The sequence below is a fragment of the Halosolutus amylolyticus genome (assembly GCF_023566055.1).
In the GTDB taxonomy this organism is placed as follows: Archaea; Halobacteriota; Halobacteria; order Halobacteriales; family Natrialbaceae; genus Halosolutus; species Halosolutus amylolyticus.
In genome coordinates, this window is sequence record NZ_JALIQP010000005.1 from 207,464 (window position 1) to 225,529 (window position 18,066).

Annotated in this window: 23 protein-coding genes and 1 tRNA gene; 10 read left to right on the forward strand and 14 right to left on the reverse strand. The window is 67.0% G+C overall.

All coding sequences use genetic code 11. The annotated features are described in order from the left end of the window. Window positions 1–33: 33 nt before the first annotated feature. Entirely contained in the window at window positions 34–1,515 is a 1,482-nt protein-coding gene (tgtA, locus tag MUN73_RS19065) for a tRNA guanosine(15) transglycosylase TgtA (protein ID WP_250142101.1), read from the reverse strand. Between the two features lie 304 nt (window positions 1,516–1,819). On the opposite strand from tgtA, the gene MUN73_RS19070 reads away from it, so the two are divergent. Then, window positions 1,820–3,154, forward strand: a complete 1,335-nt coding sequence (locus MUN73_RS19070) for a midas domain-containing protein (RefSeq protein WP_250142102.1) — start codon at window positions 1,820–1,822, stop codon at window positions 3,152–3,154. Between the two features lie 71 nt (window positions 3,155–3,225). Here MUN73_RS19070 and MUN73_RS19075 read toward each other — a convergent pair whose 3' ends face one another. Further along, window positions 3,226–3,777 (reverse strand): NUDIX hydrolase, encoded by a 552-nt coding sequence (locus tag MUN73_RS19075; protein ID WP_250142103.1) that lies wholly within the window; start codon window positions 3,775–3,777, stop codon window positions 3,226–3,228. Window positions 3,778–3,955: 178 nt separating this feature from the next. On the opposite strand from MUN73_RS19075, the gene MUN73_RS19080 reads away from it, so the two are divergent. Beyond that, entirely contained in the window at window positions 3,956–4,231 is a 276-nt protein-coding gene (locus MUN73_RS19080) for a PadR family transcriptional regulator (protein WP_008162643.1), read from the forward strand. 64 nt (window positions 4,232–4,295) lie between these two features. Here MUN73_RS19080 and MUN73_RS19085 read toward each other — a convergent pair whose 3' ends face one another. Beyond that, entirely contained in the window at window positions 4,296–5,024 is a 729-nt protein-coding gene (locus tag MUN73_RS19085) for a profilin-fold protein (protein WP_250142104.1), read from the reverse strand. A gap of 278 nt (window positions 5,025–5,302) precedes the next feature. On the opposite strand from MUN73_RS19085, the gene MUN73_RS19090 reads away from it, so the two are divergent. After that, a complete protein-coding gene (locus tag MUN73_RS19090) occupies window positions 5,303–5,458 on the forward strand; it encodes a hypothetical protein (RefSeq protein ID WP_250142105.1) in 156 nt (51 codons plus the stop codon). 117 nt (window positions 5,459–5,575) lie between these two features. After that, window positions 5,576–5,902 (forward strand): hypothetical protein, encoded by a 327-nt coding sequence (locus MUN73_RS19095; protein ID WP_250142106.1) that lies wholly within the window; start codon window positions 5,576–5,578, stop codon window positions 5,900–5,902. A 496-nt stretch (window positions 5,903–6,398) separates the two neighbouring features. On the opposite strand, the gene MUN73_RS19100 is transcribed toward MUN73_RS19095, so the two are convergent. The 3 genes from MUN73_RS19100 to MUN73_RS19110 form a co-directional block, all read right to left on the reverse strand. Then, a tRNA-Pro gene (locus MUN73_RS19100) sits at window positions 6,399–6,471 on the reverse strand. Window positions 6,472–6,548: 77 nt separating this feature from the next. Beyond that, window positions 6,549–7,145, reverse strand: coding sequence for a tRNA (pseudouridine(54)-N(1))-methyltransferase TrmY (gene trmY, locus MUN73_RS19105; RefSeq protein ID WP_250142107.1), 597 nt, complete (start codon window positions 7,143–7,145; stop codon window positions 6,549–6,551). 106 nt (window positions 7,146–7,251) lie between these two features. Continuing rightward, complete coding sequence (locus MUN73_RS19110; RefSeq protein WP_250142108.1) at window positions 7,252–7,812, reverse strand: metal-dependent hydrolase; 561 nt, start codon at window positions 7,810–7,812, stop codon at window positions 7,252–7,254. A 127-nt stretch (window positions 7,813–7,939) separates the two neighbouring features. On the opposite strand from MUN73_RS19110, the gene MUN73_RS19115 reads away from it, so the two are divergent. Further along, on the forward strand, window positions 7,940–8,113 hold the full coding sequence (locus MUN73_RS19115) for an HVO_A0556 family zinc finger protein (RefSeq protein WP_250142109.1): 174 nt from the start codon (window positions 7,940–7,942) through the stop codon (window positions 8,111–8,113). An 8-nt stretch (window positions 8,114–8,121) separates the two neighbouring features. Here MUN73_RS19115 and MUN73_RS19120 read toward each other — a convergent pair whose 3' ends face one another. The 4 genes from MUN73_RS19120 to MUN73_RS19135 form a co-directional block, all read right to left on the reverse strand. Beyond that, the gene (locus MUN73_RS19120; protein WP_250142110.1) at window positions 8,122–8,280 is read right to left on the reverse strand and encodes a hypothetical protein; all 159 of its coding nucleotides are present in this window, start codon (window positions 8,278–8,280) and stop codon (window positions 8,122–8,124) included. Window positions 8,281–8,453: 173 nt separating this feature from the next. Beyond that, on the reverse strand, window positions 8,454–8,642 hold the full coding sequence (locus tag MUN73_RS19125; RefSeq protein ID WP_250142111.1) for a DUF8028 family protein: 189 nt from the start codon (window positions 8,640–8,642) through the stop codon (window positions 8,454–8,456). 4 nt (window positions 8,643–8,646) lie between these two features. Beyond that, on the reverse strand, window positions 8,647–8,841 hold the full coding sequence (locus MUN73_RS19130) for a DUF7511 domain-containing protein (RefSeq protein WP_250142112.1): 195 nt from the start codon (window positions 8,839–8,841) through the stop codon (window positions 8,647–8,649). A 364-nt stretch (window positions 8,842–9,205) separates the two neighbouring features. Beyond that, window positions 9,206–10,318, reverse strand: coding sequence for a S1C family serine protease (locus MUN73_RS19135; protein WP_250142113.1), 1,113 nt, complete (start codon window positions 10,316–10,318; stop codon window positions 9,206–9,208). Between the two features lie 191 nt (window positions 10,319–10,509). Here MUN73_RS19135 and MUN73_RS19140 point away from each other — a divergent pair, with 191 nt between their 5' ends. The 4 genes from MUN73_RS19140 (at window position 10,510) to MUN73_RS22830 (ending at window position 13,952) form a co-directional block, all read left to right on the forward strand. Continuing rightward, the gene (locus MUN73_RS19140) at window positions 10,510–11,886 is read left to right on the forward strand and encodes a tRNA pseudouridine(54/55) synthase Pus10 (protein ID WP_250142114.1); all 1,377 of its coding nucleotides are present in this window, start codon (window positions 10,510–10,512) and stop codon (window positions 11,884–11,886) included. A 136-nt stretch (window positions 11,887–12,022) separates the two neighbouring features. After that, window positions 12,023–12,709 carry a ribonuclease HII gene (rnhB, locus tag MUN73_RS19145; RefSeq protein WP_250142115.1) on the forward strand — a complete coding sequence of 229 codons (687 nt, stop codon included), beginning with the start codon at window positions 12,023–12,025 and terminating at the stop codon, window positions 12,707–12,709. Window positions 12,710–12,746: 37 nt separating this feature from the next. Further along, window positions 12,747–13,751, forward strand: coding sequence for a sodium:calcium antiporter (locus tag MUN73_RS19150; protein ID WP_250142116.1), 1,005 nt, complete (start codon window positions 12,747–12,749; stop codon window positions 13,749–13,751). A gap of 96 nt (window positions 13,752–13,847) precedes the next feature. After that, on the forward strand, window positions 13,848–13,952 hold the full coding sequence (locus MUN73_RS22830) for a DUF7563 family protein (RefSeq protein ID WP_425492739.1): 105 nt from the start codon (window positions 13,848–13,850) through the stop codon (window positions 13,950–13,952). Window positions 13,953–13,969: 17 nt separating this feature from the next. On the opposite strand, the gene MUN73_RS19155 is transcribed toward MUN73_RS22830, so the two are convergent. Together MUN73_RS19155 and secF are read right to left on the reverse strand one after the other, a co-directional pair. Beyond that, window positions 13,970–15,592 carry a preprotein translocase subunit SecD gene (locus MUN73_RS19155; RefSeq protein ID WP_250142117.1) on the reverse strand — a complete coding sequence of 541 codons (1,623 nt, stop codon included), beginning with the start codon at window positions 15,590–15,592 and terminating at the stop codon, window positions 13,970–13,972. Next, window positions 15,589–16,464, reverse strand: a complete 876-nt coding sequence (gene secF / locus MUN73_RS19160; RefSeq protein WP_250142118.1) for a protein translocase subunit SecF — start codon at window positions 16,462–16,464, stop codon at window positions 15,589–15,591. Before secF ends, MUN73_RS19155 begins: the two co-directional genes overlap by 4 nt. Window positions 16,465–16,580: 116 nt before the next feature. Between secF and MUN73_RS19165 the strand changes: the two genes are divergently transcribed. Beyond that, window positions 16,581–16,976, forward strand: coding sequence for a DUF7968 family protein (locus MUN73_RS19165; protein WP_250142119.1), 396 nt, complete (start codon window positions 16,581–16,583; stop codon window positions 16,974–16,976). Window positions 16,977–17,019: 43 nt separating this feature from the next. Here the strand turns inward: MUN73_RS19165 and MUN73_RS19170 are convergent, their stop codons facing one another. Further along, a complete protein-coding gene (locus MUN73_RS19170; RefSeq protein WP_250142120.1) occupies window positions 17,020–17,493 on the reverse strand; it encodes a DUF5812 family protein in 474 nt (157 codons plus the stop codon). A 74-nt stretch (window positions 17,494–17,567) separates the two neighbouring features. Further along, window positions 17,568–18,041 carry an MOSC domain-containing protein gene (locus tag MUN73_RS19175; protein ID WP_250142121.1) on the reverse strand — a complete coding sequence of 158 codons (474 nt, stop codon included), beginning with the start codon at window positions 18,039–18,041 and terminating at the stop codon, window positions 17,568–17,570. Between the last annotated feature and the right edge of the window lie 25 nt (window positions 18,042–18,066).

Here is an 18,066-nt window from a genome sequence, read left to right on the forward strand (position 1 = left end):
GGTCTGCGGGATGTGTACAGTTGCCGCGCCGATTCAGGCGCGGTCGTCCGCCAGGTCGATCAGCGCGACGCCGTCCGGGACGCGATCGAGCACGTCCGCGGGCCACCCCCGGTGAGCGAGCGCGAACTCGCTTTCCGGGTTCGCGTCGACGAGTCGTGCGACCCCATCCGCCGCGGCCGCGAGGGCCGATCGATCGGTTCGGTCCGGGACCTCGGCGGTGAGCGGGTAGCTCTTCGAGAGCGCCCGCGGGAAGGGGCCGAACGGTGGCTCGACGCGCCACGAGTCGTCGAACCCGCTCCCGTCGGCCGATCGTCCTTCCGTGAGCAACAGCGAGTCGGGGACGGCCAGTCGATCGAGGCGCTGGTGGTGCCGGAGCACTTCGGGCCGGCGAGCGCTCTCGTGGGAGGTGTAGAAGAACGAGCCTTTCGAGACGGGGTCGGTGCGCTCTAGCTGGGCCGCGTGATCGAGCAGGGCGCGGTAGCCGTCGAGCATGGCGGGATGAGCGCGAGCGCGCTGTTCGACGAGTTCGAGGAGGTTCCCCGCGCGGATGGCCTCCTTGATCCGGCGGATCTCCGCGAAGGTGGCGTGGAGGTTGTGTGCGGCCAGTTCCTCCTCGCGCTCCCGGTCGGGCAGCGCCCGGAGGTCGTCGGGAGAGTGTTCGAGACAGACCGGACAGGAGCACGGGAGGTACTCCAGGTCGTCGAGATGGCGAGTGCCGCGCACGGTGAGGTAGCGATCGTCGCGGGCGTACAGGGCGTATGCGGCGGAATCGAAGAGGTCACAGCCCATCGCGACGGCGAGTGCGAACATCATCGGGTGGCCGGCACCGAAGAGGTGGACCGGCGCATCTGCGCCCAGTCCCCGTTTTGCGCCGGCGACGACGTCGACCATGTCGTCGTACCGGTAGTCGTTCATCAGCGGCACGACGGCACCGACGGGGAAGACGTCGAGATCGGTTGCGTCGGCCTCCCGGCCGGCCCGCTCCCGGAGGTCCGGGTAGGTCGATCCCTGGACGGGAGCGTTGACGAGCATCTCGCCCGTGTCGACGTCTTCCGCGATCTCGAGGCGCTCCTGGGTGGTATCGAGTTCCCGTTCGGCCTGCTCGCGGGAGACGTCCGGCGGCGTCGGGATGTCGACCGGCGTTCCGATGTCCGAGCCGATCGCGTGCTGGAACTCGAGGATCTCCTCGGTGGTGACGTCGATCTCGCCGTATTCGGAAAGCTGGAACGAGCCAGAGTCGGTCATGATCGCGCCGGGGAAATCGAGCAGATCGTGCAGGCCGTCCTCGAGGGCCCGTTCGCGAACGTCGTCGGTGCCGTAGATGATGTAGGAGTTCGTGATGAGGATCTCGGCACCGAACTCCTCGGCGAGTCGGCGGGGGCTGATCGTGTCCAGATTCGGATTGATCACCGGCAGGAGGGCGGGGGTCTCGACGGTGACGTCGGCACGCGGCACCGTGAGGTCGCCGATTCGGCCGCCTGCGTCCGTCTCCCGGAGTTCGAAGCACTCGCGCATCGCTCGTCCGTTGGGCCGTCTGACGTAAGTCATGACGGTTTTCGTCCCGGCGATCGGTCGCCCCGGACGTGGTGCCGGTAACGTCTCGTTCCCCCGCGGCGGGGATAGTCGGGTAGCGGGTGCAAGCACAACGCCCATCGATCGCAACTCGGGGCGGCCGTCGGGGCTCTCCGGTGCCGTCACGCGATCGACCGCGAGGCCCGGCGATCGGAGACCGTTACACGTGCCAAACCGATCGTTTCGCCGAGACGAGGGTGTAACAGTCACCCCGTTTTAGCCGGGACACCACCGTAGGCCGGAGCGCATGGTTTCACGAGCGCAGACGATCGGCGTCGTTTTCGTGGCCCTGATGGTCGCACTCTCGGGGGGTCCCGCCCTCGCCGGTGCGACGACATCGACCGCGACCGACGACGCCGGAGACGTGAGCGTAACACTCGAGAACGTCCAGGTCGGCACACTGGAACTCGATACCGTCACCGTCGAGAACGCGACGATCGAAGAATTGGACGTCGAGACTCTCCAGATCGGGAACGAAGCGGAACTCCAGGAGGCACTCAACGAAACGGACGACGAGCCGGCGGAGAACGGGGCTGACGACGAGAACACGACCGACGACGCGGGCAACGCGACCGGCGAAGACGTGACGATCTCCGACATCGAGATCGAATCGCTCGAACTCGAGGACGTCTCGATCGAGGACCTCGAACTCGACGGCGAGGAGACGGACGGTACGACCGAAGCGGACGAGGACGACGCTACCGCCGAAGAAAACGGTAACGTCAGTGACGACAACGCCACCGCCCAAGAAGACGAGAACGCCACTGCCGAAGCGGACGACAACGCCACCACCCAAGAAGACAACGCCACCGCTGAAGCGGACGAGAACGCCACCCAAGAGAACGGGGAAGCAGATGGCCAGGACCTGATCGACGAGGACGCCGACGAACTCACCGTCCAGAACCTCACCATCGAGACGATGGACGCCGAGGAACTGTCCATCGCCGAGTTGACCGTCGAGGAAGACAGTGGCATCCTCGATCGGATCGGCGACTTCTTCGAGGGGATCCTCGGTGGTGACGACGAGGACGGCGAGCAGGAGGACAACGAGTCCGCCGAAGAAGACGGAAACGAAACGCAGGAACAACAACTCGACGAACTCACGATCGAGCAGTTCGACGTCGACCAGATCGCGATCGACACGATGACGATCCAGACGCTCGAAGAGGCGGATACCGAAACGGGACAGCAGGACGAGACCGCAAACGCGGACGAGGACGAGAACGTGACAGCCGAGCAGGAGGGAGCCGACAACGCGACCACGGAGACGGTCTCACAGGCATCCGTCTCGTCGTTCACGATCGGGAACGCGGACGCCGAGACGGTGACGCTCGGCGACGCGTCCGAACTGGAAGACCAACTCGCCGATGACGGTGGCGAGACCGCGGACAACGAGACGGACGAAGCCGCGGACAACGAAACGGACGAGGCCGCGGACAACGAAACGGACGAGCCAGCGGAGGACGGGGCTGACAACGAGACGGACGAGGAGGCCGCGGATAACAAGACGGACGAGACTGCAGACAACGAAACTGACGACGAGAGCGGGGACAACGAGTCGAACGAGAGCGCTGGCGGCTAACCGGAGGAGAGGACGACGCCAGGACGATCGATCGGCCCGCGGGACGATCGGCAACCGCTCCCGGCGGAGGCTCACCCGTCGCCGAACAGGTGATAGTAGGAGACGCCGAGAACCGCCCGGCCGTCGCGAATCGTCCCCTTGCGCACCGCCTCGAGCAACTCCTCGAACGGCATCGTCGAGACTCGGATGCTTTCGTTGTGATCCAGTCGCTGCTCGGCGGTCGGGCGACAGCCGTGCGCGACGAAGAAGTGCAGAACGACGTCGGCGATGCCGTTCGCCGGTTCGACCGTGGTCAGCGGTTCGAGCCGATCGGCTTCGTAACCGGTTTCCTCGGCGAGTTCGCGGCGGGCGGCGGCCTCGAGGTCGTCGTCGTCGGGTTCGGTGCCGCCGACGGGGAGGCCGTGGCTGACGCGGTCGACGGCCTGTCGCCACTCCTCGATACAGACGACGTCGCCGTCGGGGGTAAACGGGAGGACGCAGACGCTGGCCGGTTCCGAGAGGTAGTCGAAGTCGGTTTCAGTTCCATCGGGCAGGCGAACGGACTCGTTAACCACGTCGAACCCCGGACAGGTGTAGGCTACCCGTCGATCGAGCGTCTCCCAGGCGAGCGGATCTCTCGACATACCGGCCGGTACGGCGGTCGCGGTCAAAAACGCCGCGTCACGCTCGCCGGCGTCGCAGGTCGTGGCCGGCAGCCGTCGTTCGCGCTCCGCCGTGGTGCGTTTGGGTGAGGGTGCAGGACCGTACCATCTCTATAACAAAACCACGGATCGGTGAAGGTTCGTTTTCAGAGGGTGATCCATGGATCAGCTAACCGGATTCCAGCGTGACTTGCTGTACGTCATCGCGGGCAAGGACCGACCGTCAGGCCAGGAGATTCTCGACGACATCAACCACTACATCGACCAGCCGGTCACCCACGGCCGGCTGTATCCGAATCTCGACACCCTCGTCGAGAAGGAACTCGTCGAGAAAGGCCAACTCGATCGGCGGACGAACTACTACGCACTGACCCCGAAAGGGCGACGTGAACTGCAACGACGCCAGGAGTGGGTCGACCAGTACGTCGACGTCTAGACTCCGGCGATCTTTTCTCTCGCGGCTCCGGGGGATCGAATACCGGGGCGGTGGCCCGCCCGACTCACTGCTCGTCGAACGAGACCCGCGAGAGATCGGCTTCGAGGTCGTCGACGTGGTCGTTGAAGGCGTCGACGAACGCCGGGACGTCGTCCGCGAGTCGCCGCACGTCCGGTGCCGAGGCCGGTCCGTACTGGGAGAGCAAATAGGTGCCGTCGCTGCCGCCGACCCGCAGGTACGAGGCGACGTCGCCCTCCCACTTTAGCTCCCAGCGCCGGCCCGACACCGTCGTCGCGTAGGTTCCGTACTCCCCGTCGTAGCGGTGGAGTTCGCACGCCATCGCGTTCGCCACGTCTCGGATCCGTTCGACGATCCGATCGCGCTCGGCCACCAGTTCCGCCGTCGACGCGATCGGTGGGAACTCGTCGGGCGTCTCCGCGAGCAGGCCGTCGAACGAGTCGATGTGATCGTTGAACGCGTCGACGAACGCCTCGTAGTCGGCCATCGCGGTCTCCAGTGGGCCGGGTTCCGGCGGCTGTTTGCTCGAGACGACGTAGGTCTCGGCCCCCGAGTTCGGCTCGAAGCGGAGGTACTGGACGTCGCCCGCCTCGTACTTGAGCGTCCAGGTGCCGCCGTCGGTGTCGAACGTCTCCTGCCCGTAATCGCCGCCCTGCAGGACGGCCAGTTCGCGCGCCATCTGTCCCGCGTGGGTCCGGACGCGGGCCGCCAGTTCGTCCCGCCGCGTTGCGACGGCGGCCGCGTCTTCGATCTCCGCGTCGAGTCCGTCGGTCATCGGTGGAGGGACGTCCCCGTGACCAGTAACAGTTGTGCCTCGACCGCGCTGACGTGGGGCGATCGGCCGACCCCCGAACTGACGCGGTCCGGCCACCGTCGATCGCGGCAGTGGCACCCCCGTTCGGTGTGCGATGCCTGTCGTACGGTCGTCTGACTGACTTTCAAGCCTCGCCGCGTTGGCATCGATCGTATGGCACAGCACGAACGACTTCGGGGATGCCGGCCGGCACGTCTCGGTACGCGGTCGCGGGCGACGGGACGGGGCCCGGTCGACAGATGACCGATCCACACCGATTCGGGCGCTTGGTCCACCCCCACGCTCGAACGATCGTCCCGTTCCTCGTCGCGCTGGCGATCACGATCGTCGGAGTGGTCGTCTACCTGGGACTCGTGGGCGTCTTCCTCGAAATCCTCCCGGAACTGGTGGGGTAGCCGAGGCGGGCCGACCGGGAGCCGAACCCGACACGGCGTTCAGCGACCGGTCACACCCACGGCGGCGTGAGTACCACAAAAATTACTACGATCTGGTCCAGACCCGGTTCCCAGTCAATGACCGATCGACCCCCGTCGCCGTCGACACCGCCCTCCACCCCATCGATCGCCGCCGAGACCGCCGCCGACGCCGAAACCGACCGCCGAATCGTCGCGACGACCCCGCAACTCGTCGACGTGATCGAGTCCGCACTCGACTGTCGCCTCGACGAGCGCGTCGTCGCCGACCTCCTCGTTGAACTCGACCGCCACGACTACGTCGAGTGGGTGACCGTCACCCAGTCCGGGGCCGTCGCCTGGGATCTCACCGAGACGCCCGAGCGACTCGCCGACGCGATCGCCGCGGCGGTCGCCGATCGGGTCACGGCGTGGCTCGAGGAGTGAGGACGCCGCGGGGGATCGCGATCGACGTGCCGATCGGGTCCCTCGCGCGGCCCCGCCGGTTTCGATTCGCTCGCTCGTTGCGGACCCGGGACTGACGGGTACCGCAGTCCGGTTCGGTACGACCGTGTCTGTTCGATAACTTCTTTCGATCGGTTTCGCCCGTGATGCACGTCAACCAATAGCGTGGGATTGAAGAGTAGGGTCAGCGAATCGAAACGTGGGCTGGAGGAACCACCATCACCACCTACCGCTCCGGCCCGACTGCGAACTTGTACAGATACATGTATAATGGTTCTGCCTGATTACACGTTACCCGGAAGACCCGGCCCCTACTCAGGGACGTCGTTCGATCGCATGGGCCGGCGCAGATTCGAACTCGCCGAGACGTGCTCACTGCGTTGCGCGCGCCTCGTCTGCTCGAATCTTTGCGGCTACATTTCTGCCCGCTCACGAACACGACTCGCTTCGCTCGTCGGTTAAAGTTCGCGGGCAGAAATGGGCCGGCGCAGATTCGAACTGCGGTTACGGCCACCCGAAGGCCGAAGGATACCAAGCTACCCCACCGGCCCGCATTCGAACTGTGAGCGTCGGATCGTTTAACGCTTCCGAAAGCTGCTGTCGGACCGCCCGATCGCGATTCCGGTCCTCAAAACTCCGCGTACCCGGCGGTATCCAGGTAGTGGTGGGCCACGGTAATCGCCTGGTCGGCGTGCAACAGTTCGGGACCCAGTCGGAGCCGTCGATCGACCCGCTCCTCCAGCGTGGCCGCCTCCGCGTCGGTGAAATCCCGGTGGTCGGACAGCACGAAGATCGGATCGGACAACTCGTCGACGTCGGCGATCGCCTCGCCGTCCTCGTGGAGCTGGACGATCGGCCCCTCGCTCGCGAGGTCGTCGAGCGTAGCCTCGAAGCCGCGGCGATAGACCTCGATGCCGGGGCTGGGTTCGGCCGGGAGCGCGCCGATCGCCTCGTCGCGGTGCTCCAGTGCCGTGCGCACCAGCGCCGCGGTGGAGCGCTCGTCGGGGTTCAGCCGCCGCAGTTCGCTCCCGTCGAAACTGATCGTGAGTTCGTCCTGCACGACGAGATGGGTGCGGACGTCCTCGCGGATCCCGTGGGAGGTGACGAACGAGGCGGTGATCGATCGGCAGAGGGCGTCGAGCCGTCCGGCGCCGCCGGCGAGGTCGTCGAGCGAGAAGTCGGGCTCCGTGGGGACGTCGTGGGCGATGAGTACGAACTGGCGCATAGCGAGGGAAGGTCGACCGCGGGCAAAGGGGCCACGGTTTTCCGCGGGGCGATGGCCGTGCGGGAGCGAGTCGACGACCCGTCCGTCCCGGGGCTGGCCGATCGGCTCAGGACCGGACCCGGGTTTCGAGTCGCTCGATCGACGACCACAGGCGTTCGAGACCGGGCCGGCCGTCGCGATACCAGACCAGCGCGGCGACGACGAACAGGCCCAGCTGGAACACCTCGTACGGCCCCATCGCGTAGTAGTGGAGGATGGCGTCGAGGAGGCCGCCGACGGGGTCCTCCGGGGGCTGGTCGACGAGGGGCCACGCGAGGTACGCGACCCCGGCGAGATCCCCGGCGAACACCGATGGCGGAACGTCCGTAAAGAGGTGCGTGACGTATCCCAGGGCGAACGCGACGCCGACCTCACGCCGATCGAGGTGGATCGCGACCGCTGTTATCGCGGGAACGAACAACGCGGCGACCAGCAGCGAGTGGGTGAACGTCCGGCCGCCGGGCAGGATGCCGACCGACCACGCGAGGGGTTTGTCGACCAGGTCGGGAAACTGGGTGCCGACGGCGAGGGCGAGGAGGGGCCACGCACGCGGCGGTCGATCGAACCGGAACCTCGTGCTGGCGGTATACAGGAGGTACGCGACGGCGAGGTGTCCCCAGGGCCACATCCTGCGGGGCTTCACCCGTCGGGAAAATAGCCCTGTCGACTCGCACCGGTCGTCGCGGGCGACTGTCCGACTCGCATTGCATAGGCAGGGCCAACGGTTTCGCCGCTCTTGGGTATGGAATGGCTACATGGCGAAATCACAGTCCTCGCAGTCCGGCGGGCAGGAAGCGCAGTTGCTGTCGATGCTCGCGAGCCGGTCGTGCCCCCACTGTCCGGACGGCGAACTCGAGCAGGGAGTCTACAAGGACAACCGGGCGATCGTCTGTGACACGTGCGAGACGCCCCGCGTACAGCTCTGGTAGCGCCCGCGCTACAGTTCGAGTGCCCCGATCCAGGCGTCCTCGCCGTGGACGGCACACCACGATCGATGGTTCTCCGAGCACCGTGCGTCCATCGTGTACCCGCACTCACACCAGTGCTGGGCGTCTCCCGGGACCGGTCGACGGCAGAGTGGGCAGCGAGCGTTCATGTGTGACCACACCACGTGGGTGTACGTAGCCCTTTTCTCGGATGTGAAACACTGTCTAGGGAGTCGATACCCGATCGGGGTCGAGAGGACTCGGTTGGGGCCCACGGGCGTCAGCAGTGGACCGGCGATCGGACGTCAGGGAGGGGCCGGCAATCGAGCGCGCAGGCCCGCGATCACCGCGTTCGGGAGCCGTCGTACTCGTGACCGATGACGAGTGCGAGGGCGTGGAGGGCGAGCAGGCCGACGAACAGCGAGAGCCGACTCATGGAGTCGATCCCGGCGAGGATCACGGGGACGTAGGCGACGGGCAGGAGAGTCCCGATCCAGAAGCCGGCGGCCGTGACGGGGTGTTCCACTGCCATGGGCCTAGCGCATCGTGGTGAGATCGACGAACGAGTCGTCGTGGGCCACGATCCAGTTGGTCATCTGGTCGAGGTCGCTCGACTCGTGGGGAAAGATGGCACACTCGTCGGGGGCGTCCTCGTTCTCGATCGTGACGTGATCGAGGTCGGTCGTCGGTTCGGTCGGCCGTCGGGGCTCGATGTCGGAGTCGGTCGTCATGTGAGGCCAGGCGGCGATGGGGTTGCGCCGACTGGTCCTATCCGGTACCAACCTATTGTTATCGACTCGCTAAACCCCGCGAGCGATCCGGAACGACTGATTTCCGCCCGTTCCGGGACGGCAACGTCGCGATACGTGACCGTCACGAATTCCGACGGGTACGAGGCCGTTACGGGTGGACGAGTGCCGAGACCGGTGGTGTCAATCAGGGTACTGACTCCATTCAACGGACTGTTTACCGGGCGTTCTCGGTCGCCTGTGCGTCCGGTCCCGATCGGTCGCCGCTGTCCCGTCTCATCCGGTCGATCGGGGACTCCGCTGGTGCGACATCCGGTCGATCGGGGACGTCGCCGGAACAGCGGCCCTACACCTCGGGCCGCGCCCCGAGCGTCAACTCCGTCGATCGATCGGCGCCGTCGCGCCAGTAGTCGACGGTAATCGTGTCGCCGGGACTGGTCTCGAGTGCGAGGAACGTCGACAGCGCGTGCCGATCCGGGATCGGTTCGCCGTCTAGCGCGCGGACGACGTCGCCGCCGACCGGGATGAGTTCGCCGCGGTGCTCGACGGCCCCGTCGCTTCCCCGGAGGCCGGCCGCCGCGGCGGCTTCGCCCGCGAAGACGTCGGTGAGGATGACGCCGGTCGCCTCCGAGAGGTCGTTCTCTTCGGCGACGAGTCGATCGACCGTCCGGAGCCCGATTCCCATGTAGGGGTGGTCGTACGATCCGTCCTCGATGAGCGACGGCACGACGCGACTCGTCAGGGATGCCGAGATGGCGAAGCCGATGTTCTCCCCGCTGGTCGCGTTGACGACGCCGATCACGTCGCCGTCCAGATCGACGAGCGGGCCGCCGCTGTTGCCGGGATTGACGGCCGCGTCGGTCTGGACCACGTCGGAGAAGGAGAACTGTCGGCCGGGCGGACTCAGCGTCCGTTCGACGCCGCTGACGATCCCCGTCGACATCGACCCCTCGAGTCCGTAGGGGTTGCCGATCGCGGCGACCTGCTGGCCGACGACGGGGCGATCGTCGGCGAGCGAGAGCGGCGTCGCGGCGTCGGGGACGTGGTCGGCCTCGAGAACCGCGAGGTCGCTGTAGTAGTCGGTCCCGACGAGTCGCGTGCTCGTCCAGTCGCCGTTGATGTACTGGAGGTCGGCGTCCTCGGCCCCGGCGACGACGTGCTGGTTGGTGACGACGTGACTGTCGTCGACGACGAAGCCGGACCCCTGTCCACGCCCCTCTTCCCCGGTGACCGGATCGTTGACGCCGAAGGCCCGAACCTGGGTGACCGAGTCGATCAGCGTCTCGTAGACCTCGGTGTAAACGGAGCCGTCGGCGAGGTTCCCCCGATCGATCTCGTGCGACGAGGTGCCCTCGATCGAGTTGTCCGCCCGGGGCTCGGTACAGCCGGCGACGGCACCGGCAAGCCCAGCACCCGCCGCGGAGAGCAGTCTGCGCCGACTCAATCGCGTCTCGTCCATGTCCGCCGGCTAGGACCCCACCTATATGAACCTCGTGGGGACTGTCCGGTCGATCGAGCACTCGACGATCGTGGTTGTCGGACGGCCGTCGACTGCCGCGCTGGCCGACTGCCGCGTTGGTCGGCCGGCTGTCGACCCCCGCGCTGATCCGAAGGGAAAACGTGTTACCCGCGGCCGCCCGAGTCACGGCCATGCTTACCGACGACGCCCGTGCGCTGCTGGCGACGGGGCCGGTCTGTGACTCCTGTCTGGGCCGCCCCTTCGCCGAGCGGAGTTTCGGGCTGACAAACGTCGAGCGCGGCCGGGCGCTGCGAACGACGGTCGCGATGGAAGACGACGCGGACTTCGACCCCGTCGTCCCCGAGGAGTGCTGGGTCTGCGAGGGCTACTGTGGCACCTTCGACGCGATCGCCGAGACGATCGTCGACACGCTCGACGGCATCGAGTTCGACACCTACCAGGTGGGGTCACAGGTGCCGCCATTGATCGAGGAGAACGAGCGCCTCCTCCGGGAGGACGCCGACCTCGATCCGGAGGCCGGCGAGTCGATCAAGCGCGAGGTGAACCGCGAGGTCGGCCGTCGCGTCGGCGCGGCGACGGGTGCCGAGGTCGGGTTCGAACGCCCGGACGTGCTCGCGGTCGTCGACCTCGAGGGGTTCGATCCGTTCGCCGTCCTCGACGGGGACGACGTGACGAGCCACGCGATCGATCTGCAGGTCAACCCGGCGTTCGTCTACGGCCGGTATCGGAAACTCGAGCGGGACATCCCGCAGACGGAGTGGCCCTGCCGGGAGTGTGGCGGCAGCGGCGTCCAGCTGGGCGACGACGGCGAAGTGGACTGCGAGTACTGCGGCGGCTCTGGGTACATGTACGATACCAGCGTCGAGCAGGTCGTCCGGCCGCACGTCGTCGACGCGATGGACGGCGACGAGGGCACCTTCCACGGCGCGGGCCGCGAGGACGTCGACGCCCGGATGCTCGGCGAGGGCCGGCCGTTCGTCCTCGAGGTCAAACGCCCGCGCAAACGCGATCCCGATCCGGCCGAACTCGAACGTGAAATCAACGAGGCCACCGAGGGGAGCGTCGAGGTCGAGGGGCTCCGACTGGCGACCTACGAGATGGTCGAGCGCGTCAAGGAACACGACGCGAGCAAGCGCTACCGCGCGGACGTCGAATTCGCCGACCCGATCGACGAGGAGGCGTTCGACGGCGCACTCGAGACGCTCGACGGGGCCACGGTCGAGCAGTACACGCCCCAGCGGGTCGATCACCGACGGGCGAACCTGACCCGCGAACGGATCGTCCACGCGATCGAGGGCGACCTCCGCGCGCCGACCGAAGCCGAGGTGCGGGTCCACGGCGAGGGCGGCCTCTACATCAAGGAACTGATCAGCAGCGACGACGGCCGGACCGAGCCGAGTCTGGCCGGCCTCCTCGACACGGACGCCGAGGTGACGGCGCTCGACGTCACCGGCGTCGAGGGCGAGGACGAACCGTTCGAACTCGAGGCGTACTTCCGAGACGAGCCGCGTGCCGAAACCGAGGACGCCGTCGAAGCGACCGACTGATACGGATTGCTGTAACTATGTACCGCCGATCACCAGGACGGGATCGACGATCGGCGGTACCTGACTACAGCAATCCGTATGAGTCCCCGACGGCGAGTCACAACGACTTTTGTGCCGTCCAACGAGGGATCGACACATGCCATTCAGCGTCGACGAAGCGGGGAAGGGGCCGGCGATCGGGTCGATGTTCGCGGCCGCGATCTGGCTCGAGAACCCCGACGCGCTCCCGGACGGGATCGCCGACTCGAAGCGACTCGCGCCCGATCGACGAGAGGAACTGGCCGCCACGCTCCGCGCGGACGATCGGGTCCGCGTCGGCGTCGCCGAGATCACGACCGATCGGATCGACGACCCAGCGACGGACATGAACTCCCTGACGGTGCGAGCCCACGCCGACGCGATCGAGACGGCCGTCCCCGACGATCACGGCTCCAGCGCCGACGTCCCGTCCGGTCTCTGTGACGCCTGCGACACCGACGCCGATCGGTTCGCGGGCCGTGTGACCGACGCCTGTGCGGTCCCGGTCGACGTCGACGCGAGACACGGCGCGGACGACGACTCTCGACTCGTCGGCGCGGCCAGCATCGTCGCCAAGGTCGAACGCGACGCCCACGTCGCCCGACTGGCCGAGCAGTACGGCCCGATCGGGAGCGGCTACCCGAGCGATCCGACCACCCGCGAGTTCCTCGAGCGCTACGTCGCCGACCACGGCGAGTTGCCGCCCGTCGCCCGCGCGTCGTGGTCGACCTGCGAGGACGTCCTCGCCGACGCGGAACAGACGGGTCTCGGGCAGTTCTCGAGCGCGTCGTCGATCGATCCGTAGGGACGGATTTAAGCGCGCGTTTCTCAGAGTGTCTGTCATGATCGACGTCCTCGTCCTCCTCGGGCTGGCGACGGGTGCCACGCTCGTCGTCTGGAAGGGAAGCACGTGGCTCGAGGAGGCGGCGAACACGCTCGCGGCCGGGTACGGGGCTCCGCGGGTCGTCCAGGGTGCGGTCATCGCGGCCGTCGGATCGAGCATGCCCGAACTGGTGAGCGTACTCGTCGCGACGCTGTTGCACAATGAGTTCGAACTCGGCGTCGGCGCGATCGTCGGCTCGGCGGTGTTCAACCTGCTGGTGATCCCTGGCGTGGCCGCGCTGGTCGGGGGGACGATGGACACGAACCGCGACCTGGTGTACAAGGAGGCGCTGTTCTACATGCTCGCGGTCGCGGGCCTCCTGCTGACGTTCTCGCTTGCGGTGATCTACTACCCGCTCTCGGGCGGTGGGCTCGAAGGGACGGTGACGCGCCCGCTGGCGCTGTTCCCGCTCGGGTTGTACGTGCTCTACCTGTTCACGCAGTACCTCGATCTCACCGAGAGCGGCCAGGAACCGGCTGACGTGGCCCTGCTCCGGACGTGGGGCTGGTTCGTCCTCGGCCTGGCGTTCATCGTCGTCGGCGTCGAGGGCCTCGTCCGGGCCGCGATCGGCCTCGGCGAGGCGTTCGGCACCCCCGCGTTCCTCTGGGGGATGGTCGTCGTCGCCGCCGGGTCGAGCATCCCCGACGCGTTCGTCAGTGTGGCCGCCGCCCGCGGCGGTCGGGCGACCGTCAGCCTCGCGAACGTCCTCGGGAGCAACATCTTCGACCTGCTGGTCGCGGTCCCGCTCGGGGTCCTCGTGGCCGGCTCCCTGACGATCACGTTCCCCCACATCGTGCCGATGATGGCGTTCCTGATCCTCGCGACGATCGTCTTCTTCACCGTCATGCGAACGAACATGCTCCTCTCCGAGCGCGAGGCCTGGACGTTGCTCGTGCTGTACGGCCTGTTCGTCGGCTGGATCATCCTCGAGAGCGTCGGGATAACGTCGGTCGTTCCGAACTGAGTCGCGTCTGGGCCCGGAATCGAATCCGGACGGCGTCCCGGGCGGTAGCAATCGCAGGCTGAGTCCTCTTGCTGGTCGCGGCGATCGGTTGGGACGATGCCGATCTGTACGCAGTGTAAAACCCCGGTCTCGATCGATTTCGCGCGCGTCTACGGTGACGACGGGACCGTCGACTGGTGTCCGCGGTGTCGAACCGAGTGAGCGGCGAAAATGGGCGGTCAGCGATCGGTCAGGAGGTGTTCCAGGATGTCACCGTAGGCCGGTCGAGTGACGAGCACCCCGACGAGGACGCCGAGGATCGTGACGATCGCAAAGCCCTGGAGGTCGCCGAGGCTGAGCACGGCCAGGGGCGACATGGCGATGATCGTCGTCGCCGCGGCGGCGCCGATGACCCAGAACGCCTTGCGGAAGCGCGACTCGAACACCCGCCGCGAACTGACGTCGCCCTCGTCCATCACCTCGTCGGCGATGATGACGAGGTCGTCCACCCCCGTCCCGACGACGGCGATGAACCCCGCGATGTGGGAGAGATCCAGCGGCATGCGTATCAGCGCGACGAACCCGAGCAGGATCACCACCTCCGACAGGGCGGTGAGGATCATCGGCGCGGCGACCCGGGCGTTCGTGTACCGCAGGTAGACCACGCCGCTGACCGTCAGCACCGAGAGCAGGCCGATGAACAGCGAGTAGATCTTGTAGTCGTCGGCCAGCGCGGGGGTGATCGAGAACACCTCTCCCTTCTCGAAGTCCAGCGGCGCGGGCAGACTGCCCGCGCGGAGGTTGACTGACAGCGAGTAGGCGTCTTCCTGGGACGGGACGATCATCCGGAACGATGGATCGTTCTCGAACGTGCCGTCCTGCATTCCCCGTGCGAGGTCGCCCCCCATACTGTGGGCGTCGACGGGTTCGCCGTCGACCTCGGTGACCAGGCACCACCGATCGCCCTCGTGGTCGAAGTCGAACTCGCCGGCCTGTCGGTCGTGAATCTGACACTGGCCGACGCCTTCGCCGGTGAAGCCGTACTCATTCATCTTCGACTGGTACTCCGAGGCGGCCTCGTCGGTGAGCGTGACGGAGACGTAGTGCTGGTCCCGCTGCTCGTCGTACGACGCGAAACCGATCGACTCGAAGTCGTCCCGTTCGAGGACGGTCTCGTTGACCTGCGTCCCGTTCTCGGGGTAGTACGCGACGACCGTCACGACGCCCCGCTCGGTGAGCAGTTCCCGCAGTTCCTGTTCGTTCATGTCGTCGCCCCGATCGGGGACCTCGACGACGATCTGTGGTGTGGTGCCGGAACGTTCCGAGACGTCGCCGCCCGACAGTCCGGCCTCGTTGATCTTCGAATCGATCGCCTGAACCGTGTCGTCGCGCGTCGACTGCGTGACGCCGTCCCGGACCTCGCCGTGGTCGGCCGCGCTGTCAGCGCTGTCGAGCGCGCCAGCAAGATCGTCGGTGGAGACGTTCTTCACGAACACCTCGGCGGTGTAGCTGCCGTCGTCGGCGCGTTCGACGCGGACGTCCGTCGCCTCGACGTCGAGTTCCGCGGCCACGTCGCTCTCGAGCGTGCCCGGATCGGCAGAGTCGGTCAGTTCGACGTTTTCGGCGGTCACGCCGACGACGGGCGCGCTGATCCGGGTCCCGCCGTCGAGTCCCAGTCCGTAGACGAGGTTCGTCAAGCCGCCGTCGTCGGCCTGTACGCTCTCGTTCGCCGCCTGCTCGTCCGCGGTACTCTGTTCGGCGAAGACGCCGCCGGGGACGAACAGCGCGAACAGTGCGAACGCCACGAAGACGAGCAACAGCAGGACGCGCCAGTTCGAGACGATCGTGTCCTTGACGTTCATCGTCGCACCCCCTCGAACTTGTACCAGCGAAGGAGACTCAGGTTGAGCATGTAGGTGTTCATCAGGTCGGCCGCGAGTCCGACGAAGAGGATGATCCCGATCGACGCGAGCAGCCCGATCCCGAGCGCGTACGAGACGACCGCCATGACGAGCATCGCCGCCATCGACGTCACCGTCATCACGACGCCGGTCCGCATCGCCCGGTGGGTGCTCTCGTAGAAGTCACCGCTCCGTCGGAGGATGTGGTTGTTCAGCAGGATGTCCGAGTCGACGGAGTACCCGATCAGCAACAGGAGTCCGGCGACGGTACCGAGCGTGAGTTCGATCCCGACGAGATTCATGAACGCCAGCGGGATCACGAGATCCGAGAACGCCGAGAGGACGATCGCGATCGAGGGGACGAACGTCCTGAACAGCAAGAACGCGAGCACGCTCATTCCGACGAACGCGATCGCGACCCCGAACAGCGCCGTCGTCCTGAGCTGGTCCCCGAAGCTCTCGGAGACGCCCGACAGCGACTGGACCACGTCGTCGCCTGAGTCCGTCGGTTCGAGGTTCTCTTCGGCCTGCGATCGTAACGCGCCCTGGTCGGTTTCGGTGAACTGGACGATGTACCGATCGTCCGCCGTTTGCTGGACGGACGACGGGTCCTCGTCGAACGCGGCCGGAATCTCGCTTCCCGGCGTCGACGTCTCGACGGTCATCTCGGTGCCGCCGGCGAACTCGATCCCGTAGTTGGCCGGTGCACCGGTGAACAGGTACCAGCCGCCGATCACGGCGATCGCGACGAACAGCACAGCGAGCGGCACCGCCGCGAGTTGCCGGTTACTGTACCGGGTGTAGTCGATCTCCGGTACGTCGAAATACCCCATATACCCGTCCACTGTTGGTCGGCCCGTGTAAGCCTTCTCAATTTCTGTGACATCCACGAAGACTACTACGGCCGAACCGCGACGCCCTGAAGCCCCTCGAGTACGTAGGCAGAAACATGACGTCGAAACCAGGGTCAGCGTCCGAATCGCCGAAACCGGACTCCGAGGGCGACCTCGCCGACGAACCGTCGGACGCACCCCCCCGCGCCGATCGGATCGTGATCTCGTACCCGTCGGATCTCTCGGACTGGGGCCGGTTCCAGGTCGAGAAACCGTCGTTCCGGGCGTTCCTCAGGAAAACTCGGGAGCAGGCCCGGGCGGGCGACGTCTGGGAGGAGTTCGTCGGCGTCGGCTGCTGTGGCAACACGCTCGACGTGCCGTTGCGCGTCGAACGGGTCGACGGCGGCGAGCGCGTCGACGCGGACACCGAGATCAGCTACGAGGTCCGCGAGGCCTGCGGGATCGAGGGCGGCTGGCAGGTCCAGAGCGCGGGGAGTCCGGATCAGGGCTGACCGCTTCCCGCCCCGATCGCTCGTCTCGAACCGCTCACCGAACTCAATCCGGCAGGTACCGCACGCTCACCACGCCGTCGTCGATCGATCGGCGCACCTCGACGCGAACCGCCTCGAGCCGTGCCGCGCGTGCGATCGTCTCCTCGTCGTCGAGGACGTCCTGGGCGGCGGCCTCCACCTCATCGTCCGGGAGACGGAGGACGTGAATCTCCCCGGTTCCGGCCCGCTCTTCGGTGACGAGGTCGCCGACGTCGGCCTCGTCCGCGAGGGACTTCTCCCGTGTCGTCGGCTCCATGTCGCTATCGACCAGGTCGATCGATCGCCGGTCCTCGACCTCGACCACTTGCCACGTGACCTCCAGCGGCGGATCCGGCGCGACGGTTCCCTCGAGGACGTCGTGAACGTCGAGGCCGGGATTCGTCGCGAGCGTGTGCACCTGTGCGGTCTCGACGTCGCGGACCACGGCCGACTCCGACTCGGCGTGGGTGACGACGAACGTGCCCGTCTTTTCGCTCATGGGTGGCGGTAGGTGGTTCCCCGTTTTCCGGGTTTCGGCTTCCGGATCCCGGTCCTGTACCCGCCCCGGTCTCCTCAAAACTCGACGCCGTCGCCGATCGAGATCGTCCCCGAGTCGACGACGTTCGCGTTCAGCCCGCCGCGGTGGACCAGTGCGGCGACCGCGCCGTCCGTTTCGGCGAGCGACTCCATGTAGCTGCAGGGTTCACAGAGCCGGACGCCGACGAGCGTCGCGTCCCCGACCCGGAACTCCCGATCGACCAGGTGATTCAGCGGAACGTCCCGCGTCAGGACGTTCCGTCGCGTTTCGCGCGGCCGAAGCTCCGTCCCGTCGTCGCGGGCCGCCGCGTCGAGCGCTTCCCGTTCGACGAGCGTGACGTCGGTCGCCTCCGGCAGGTCCTCACGGCGGTCGTACAGCCCCTGCTCGCGGAAGTACCGATCGCCGCGGAGTCCACGACCGGCGACCGCTTCGACGGAATCGCGTTCCCGCATCGGCTCGCCCGAATCCGGCGCAACGTAGATCCCCTCGACGGTTCCTCGAGCGTCCATGGTAGTGAGTTGGTCGAGCGGGGCA

What these genes read in the sequence shown, in the direction of transcription:
- tgtA (WP_250142101.1), bottom strand. Translation starts at nt 1,515, where the DNA reads ATGCGCGAGTGCTTCGAACTCCGGGAGACGGACGCAGGCGGCCGAATC.
- MUN73_RS19070 (WP_250142102.1), top strand. Translation starts at nt 1,820, where the DNA reads ATGGTTTCACGAGCGCAGACGATCGGCGTCGTTTTCGTGGCCCTGATG.
- MUN73_RS19075 (WP_250142103.1), bottom strand. Translation starts at nt 3,777, where the DNA reads ATGTCGAGAGATCCGCTCGCCTGGGAGACGCTCGATCGACGGGTAGCC.
- MUN73_RS19080 (WP_008162643.1), top strand. Translation starts at nt 3,956, where the DNA reads ATGGATCAGCTAACCGGATTCCAGCGTGACTTGCTGTACGTCATCGCG.
- MUN73_RS19085 (WP_250142104.1), bottom strand. Translation starts at nt 5,024, where the DNA reads ATGACCGACGGACTCGACGCGGAGATCGAAGACGCGGCCGCCGTCGCA.
- MUN73_RS19090 (WP_250142105.1), top strand. Translation starts at nt 5,303, where the DNA reads ATGACCGATCCACACCGATTCGGGCGCTTGGTCCACCCCCACGCTCGA.
- MUN73_RS19095 (WP_250142106.1), top strand. Translation starts at nt 5,576, where the DNA reads ATGACCGATCGACCCCCGTCGCCGTCGACACCGCCCTCCACCCCATCG.
- trmY (WP_250142107.1), bottom strand. Translation starts at nt 7,145, where the DNA reads ATGCGCCAGTTCGTACTCATCGCCCACGACGTCCCCACGGAGCCCGAC.
- MUN73_RS19110 (WP_250142108.1), bottom strand. Translation starts at nt 7,812, where the DNA reads ATGTGGCCCTGGGGACACCTCGCCGTCGCGTACCTCCTGTATACCGCC.
- MUN73_RS19115 (WP_250142109.1), top strand. Translation starts at nt 7,940, where the DNA reads ATGGCGAAATCACAGTCCTCGCAGTCCGGCGGGCAGGAAGCGCAGTTG.
- MUN73_RS19120 (WP_250142110.1), bottom strand. Translation starts at nt 8,280, where the DNA reads ATGAACGCTCGCTGCCCACTCTGCCGTCGACCGGTCCCGGGAGACGCC.
- MUN73_RS19125 (WP_250142111.1), bottom strand. Translation starts at nt 8,642, where the DNA reads ATGGCAGTGGAACACCCCGTCACGGCCGCCGGCTTCTGGATCGGGACT.
- MUN73_RS19130 (WP_250142112.1), bottom strand. Translation starts at nt 8,841, where the DNA reads ATGACGACCGACTCCGACATCGAGCCCCGACGGCCGACCGAACCGACG.
- MUN73_RS19135 (WP_250142113.1), bottom strand. Translation starts at nt 10,318, where the DNA reads ATGGACGAGACGCGATTGAGTCGGCGCAGACTGCTCTCCGCGGCGGGT.
- MUN73_RS19140 (WP_250142114.1), top strand. Translation starts at nt 10,510, where the DNA reads ATGCTTACCGACGACGCCCGTGCGCTGCTGGCGACGGGGCCGGTCTGT.
- rnhB (WP_250142115.1), top strand. Translation starts at nt 12,023, where the DNA reads ATGCCATTCAGCGTCGACGAAGCGGGGAAGGGGCCGGCGATCGGGTCG.
- MUN73_RS19150 (WP_250142116.1), top strand. Translation starts at nt 12,747, where the DNA reads ATGATCGACGTCCTCGTCCTCCTCGGGCTGGCGACGGGTGCCACGCTC.
- MUN73_RS22830 (WP_425492739.1), top strand. Translation starts at nt 13,848, where the DNA reads ATGCCGATCTGTACGCAGTGTAAAACCCCGGTCTCGATCGATTTCGCG.
- MUN73_RS19155 (WP_250142117.1), bottom strand. Translation starts at nt 15,592, where the DNA reads ATGAACGTCAAGGACACGATCGTCTCGAACTGGCGCGTCCTGCTGTTG.
- secF (WP_250142118.1), bottom strand. Translation starts at nt 16,464, where the DNA reads ATGGGGTATTTCGACGTACCGGAGATCGACTACACCCGGTACAGTAAC.
- MUN73_RS19165 (WP_250142119.1), top strand. Translation starts at nt 16,581, where the DNA reads ATGACGTCGAAACCAGGGTCAGCGTCCGAATCGCCGAAACCGGACTCC.
- MUN73_RS19170 (WP_250142120.1), bottom strand. Translation starts at nt 17,493, where the DNA reads ATGAGCGAAAAGACGGGCACGTTCGTCGTCACCCACGCCGAGTCGGAG.
- MUN73_RS19175 (WP_250142121.1), bottom strand. Translation starts at nt 18,041, where the DNA reads ATGGACGCTCGAGGAACCGTCGAGGGGATCTACGTTGCGCCGGATTCG.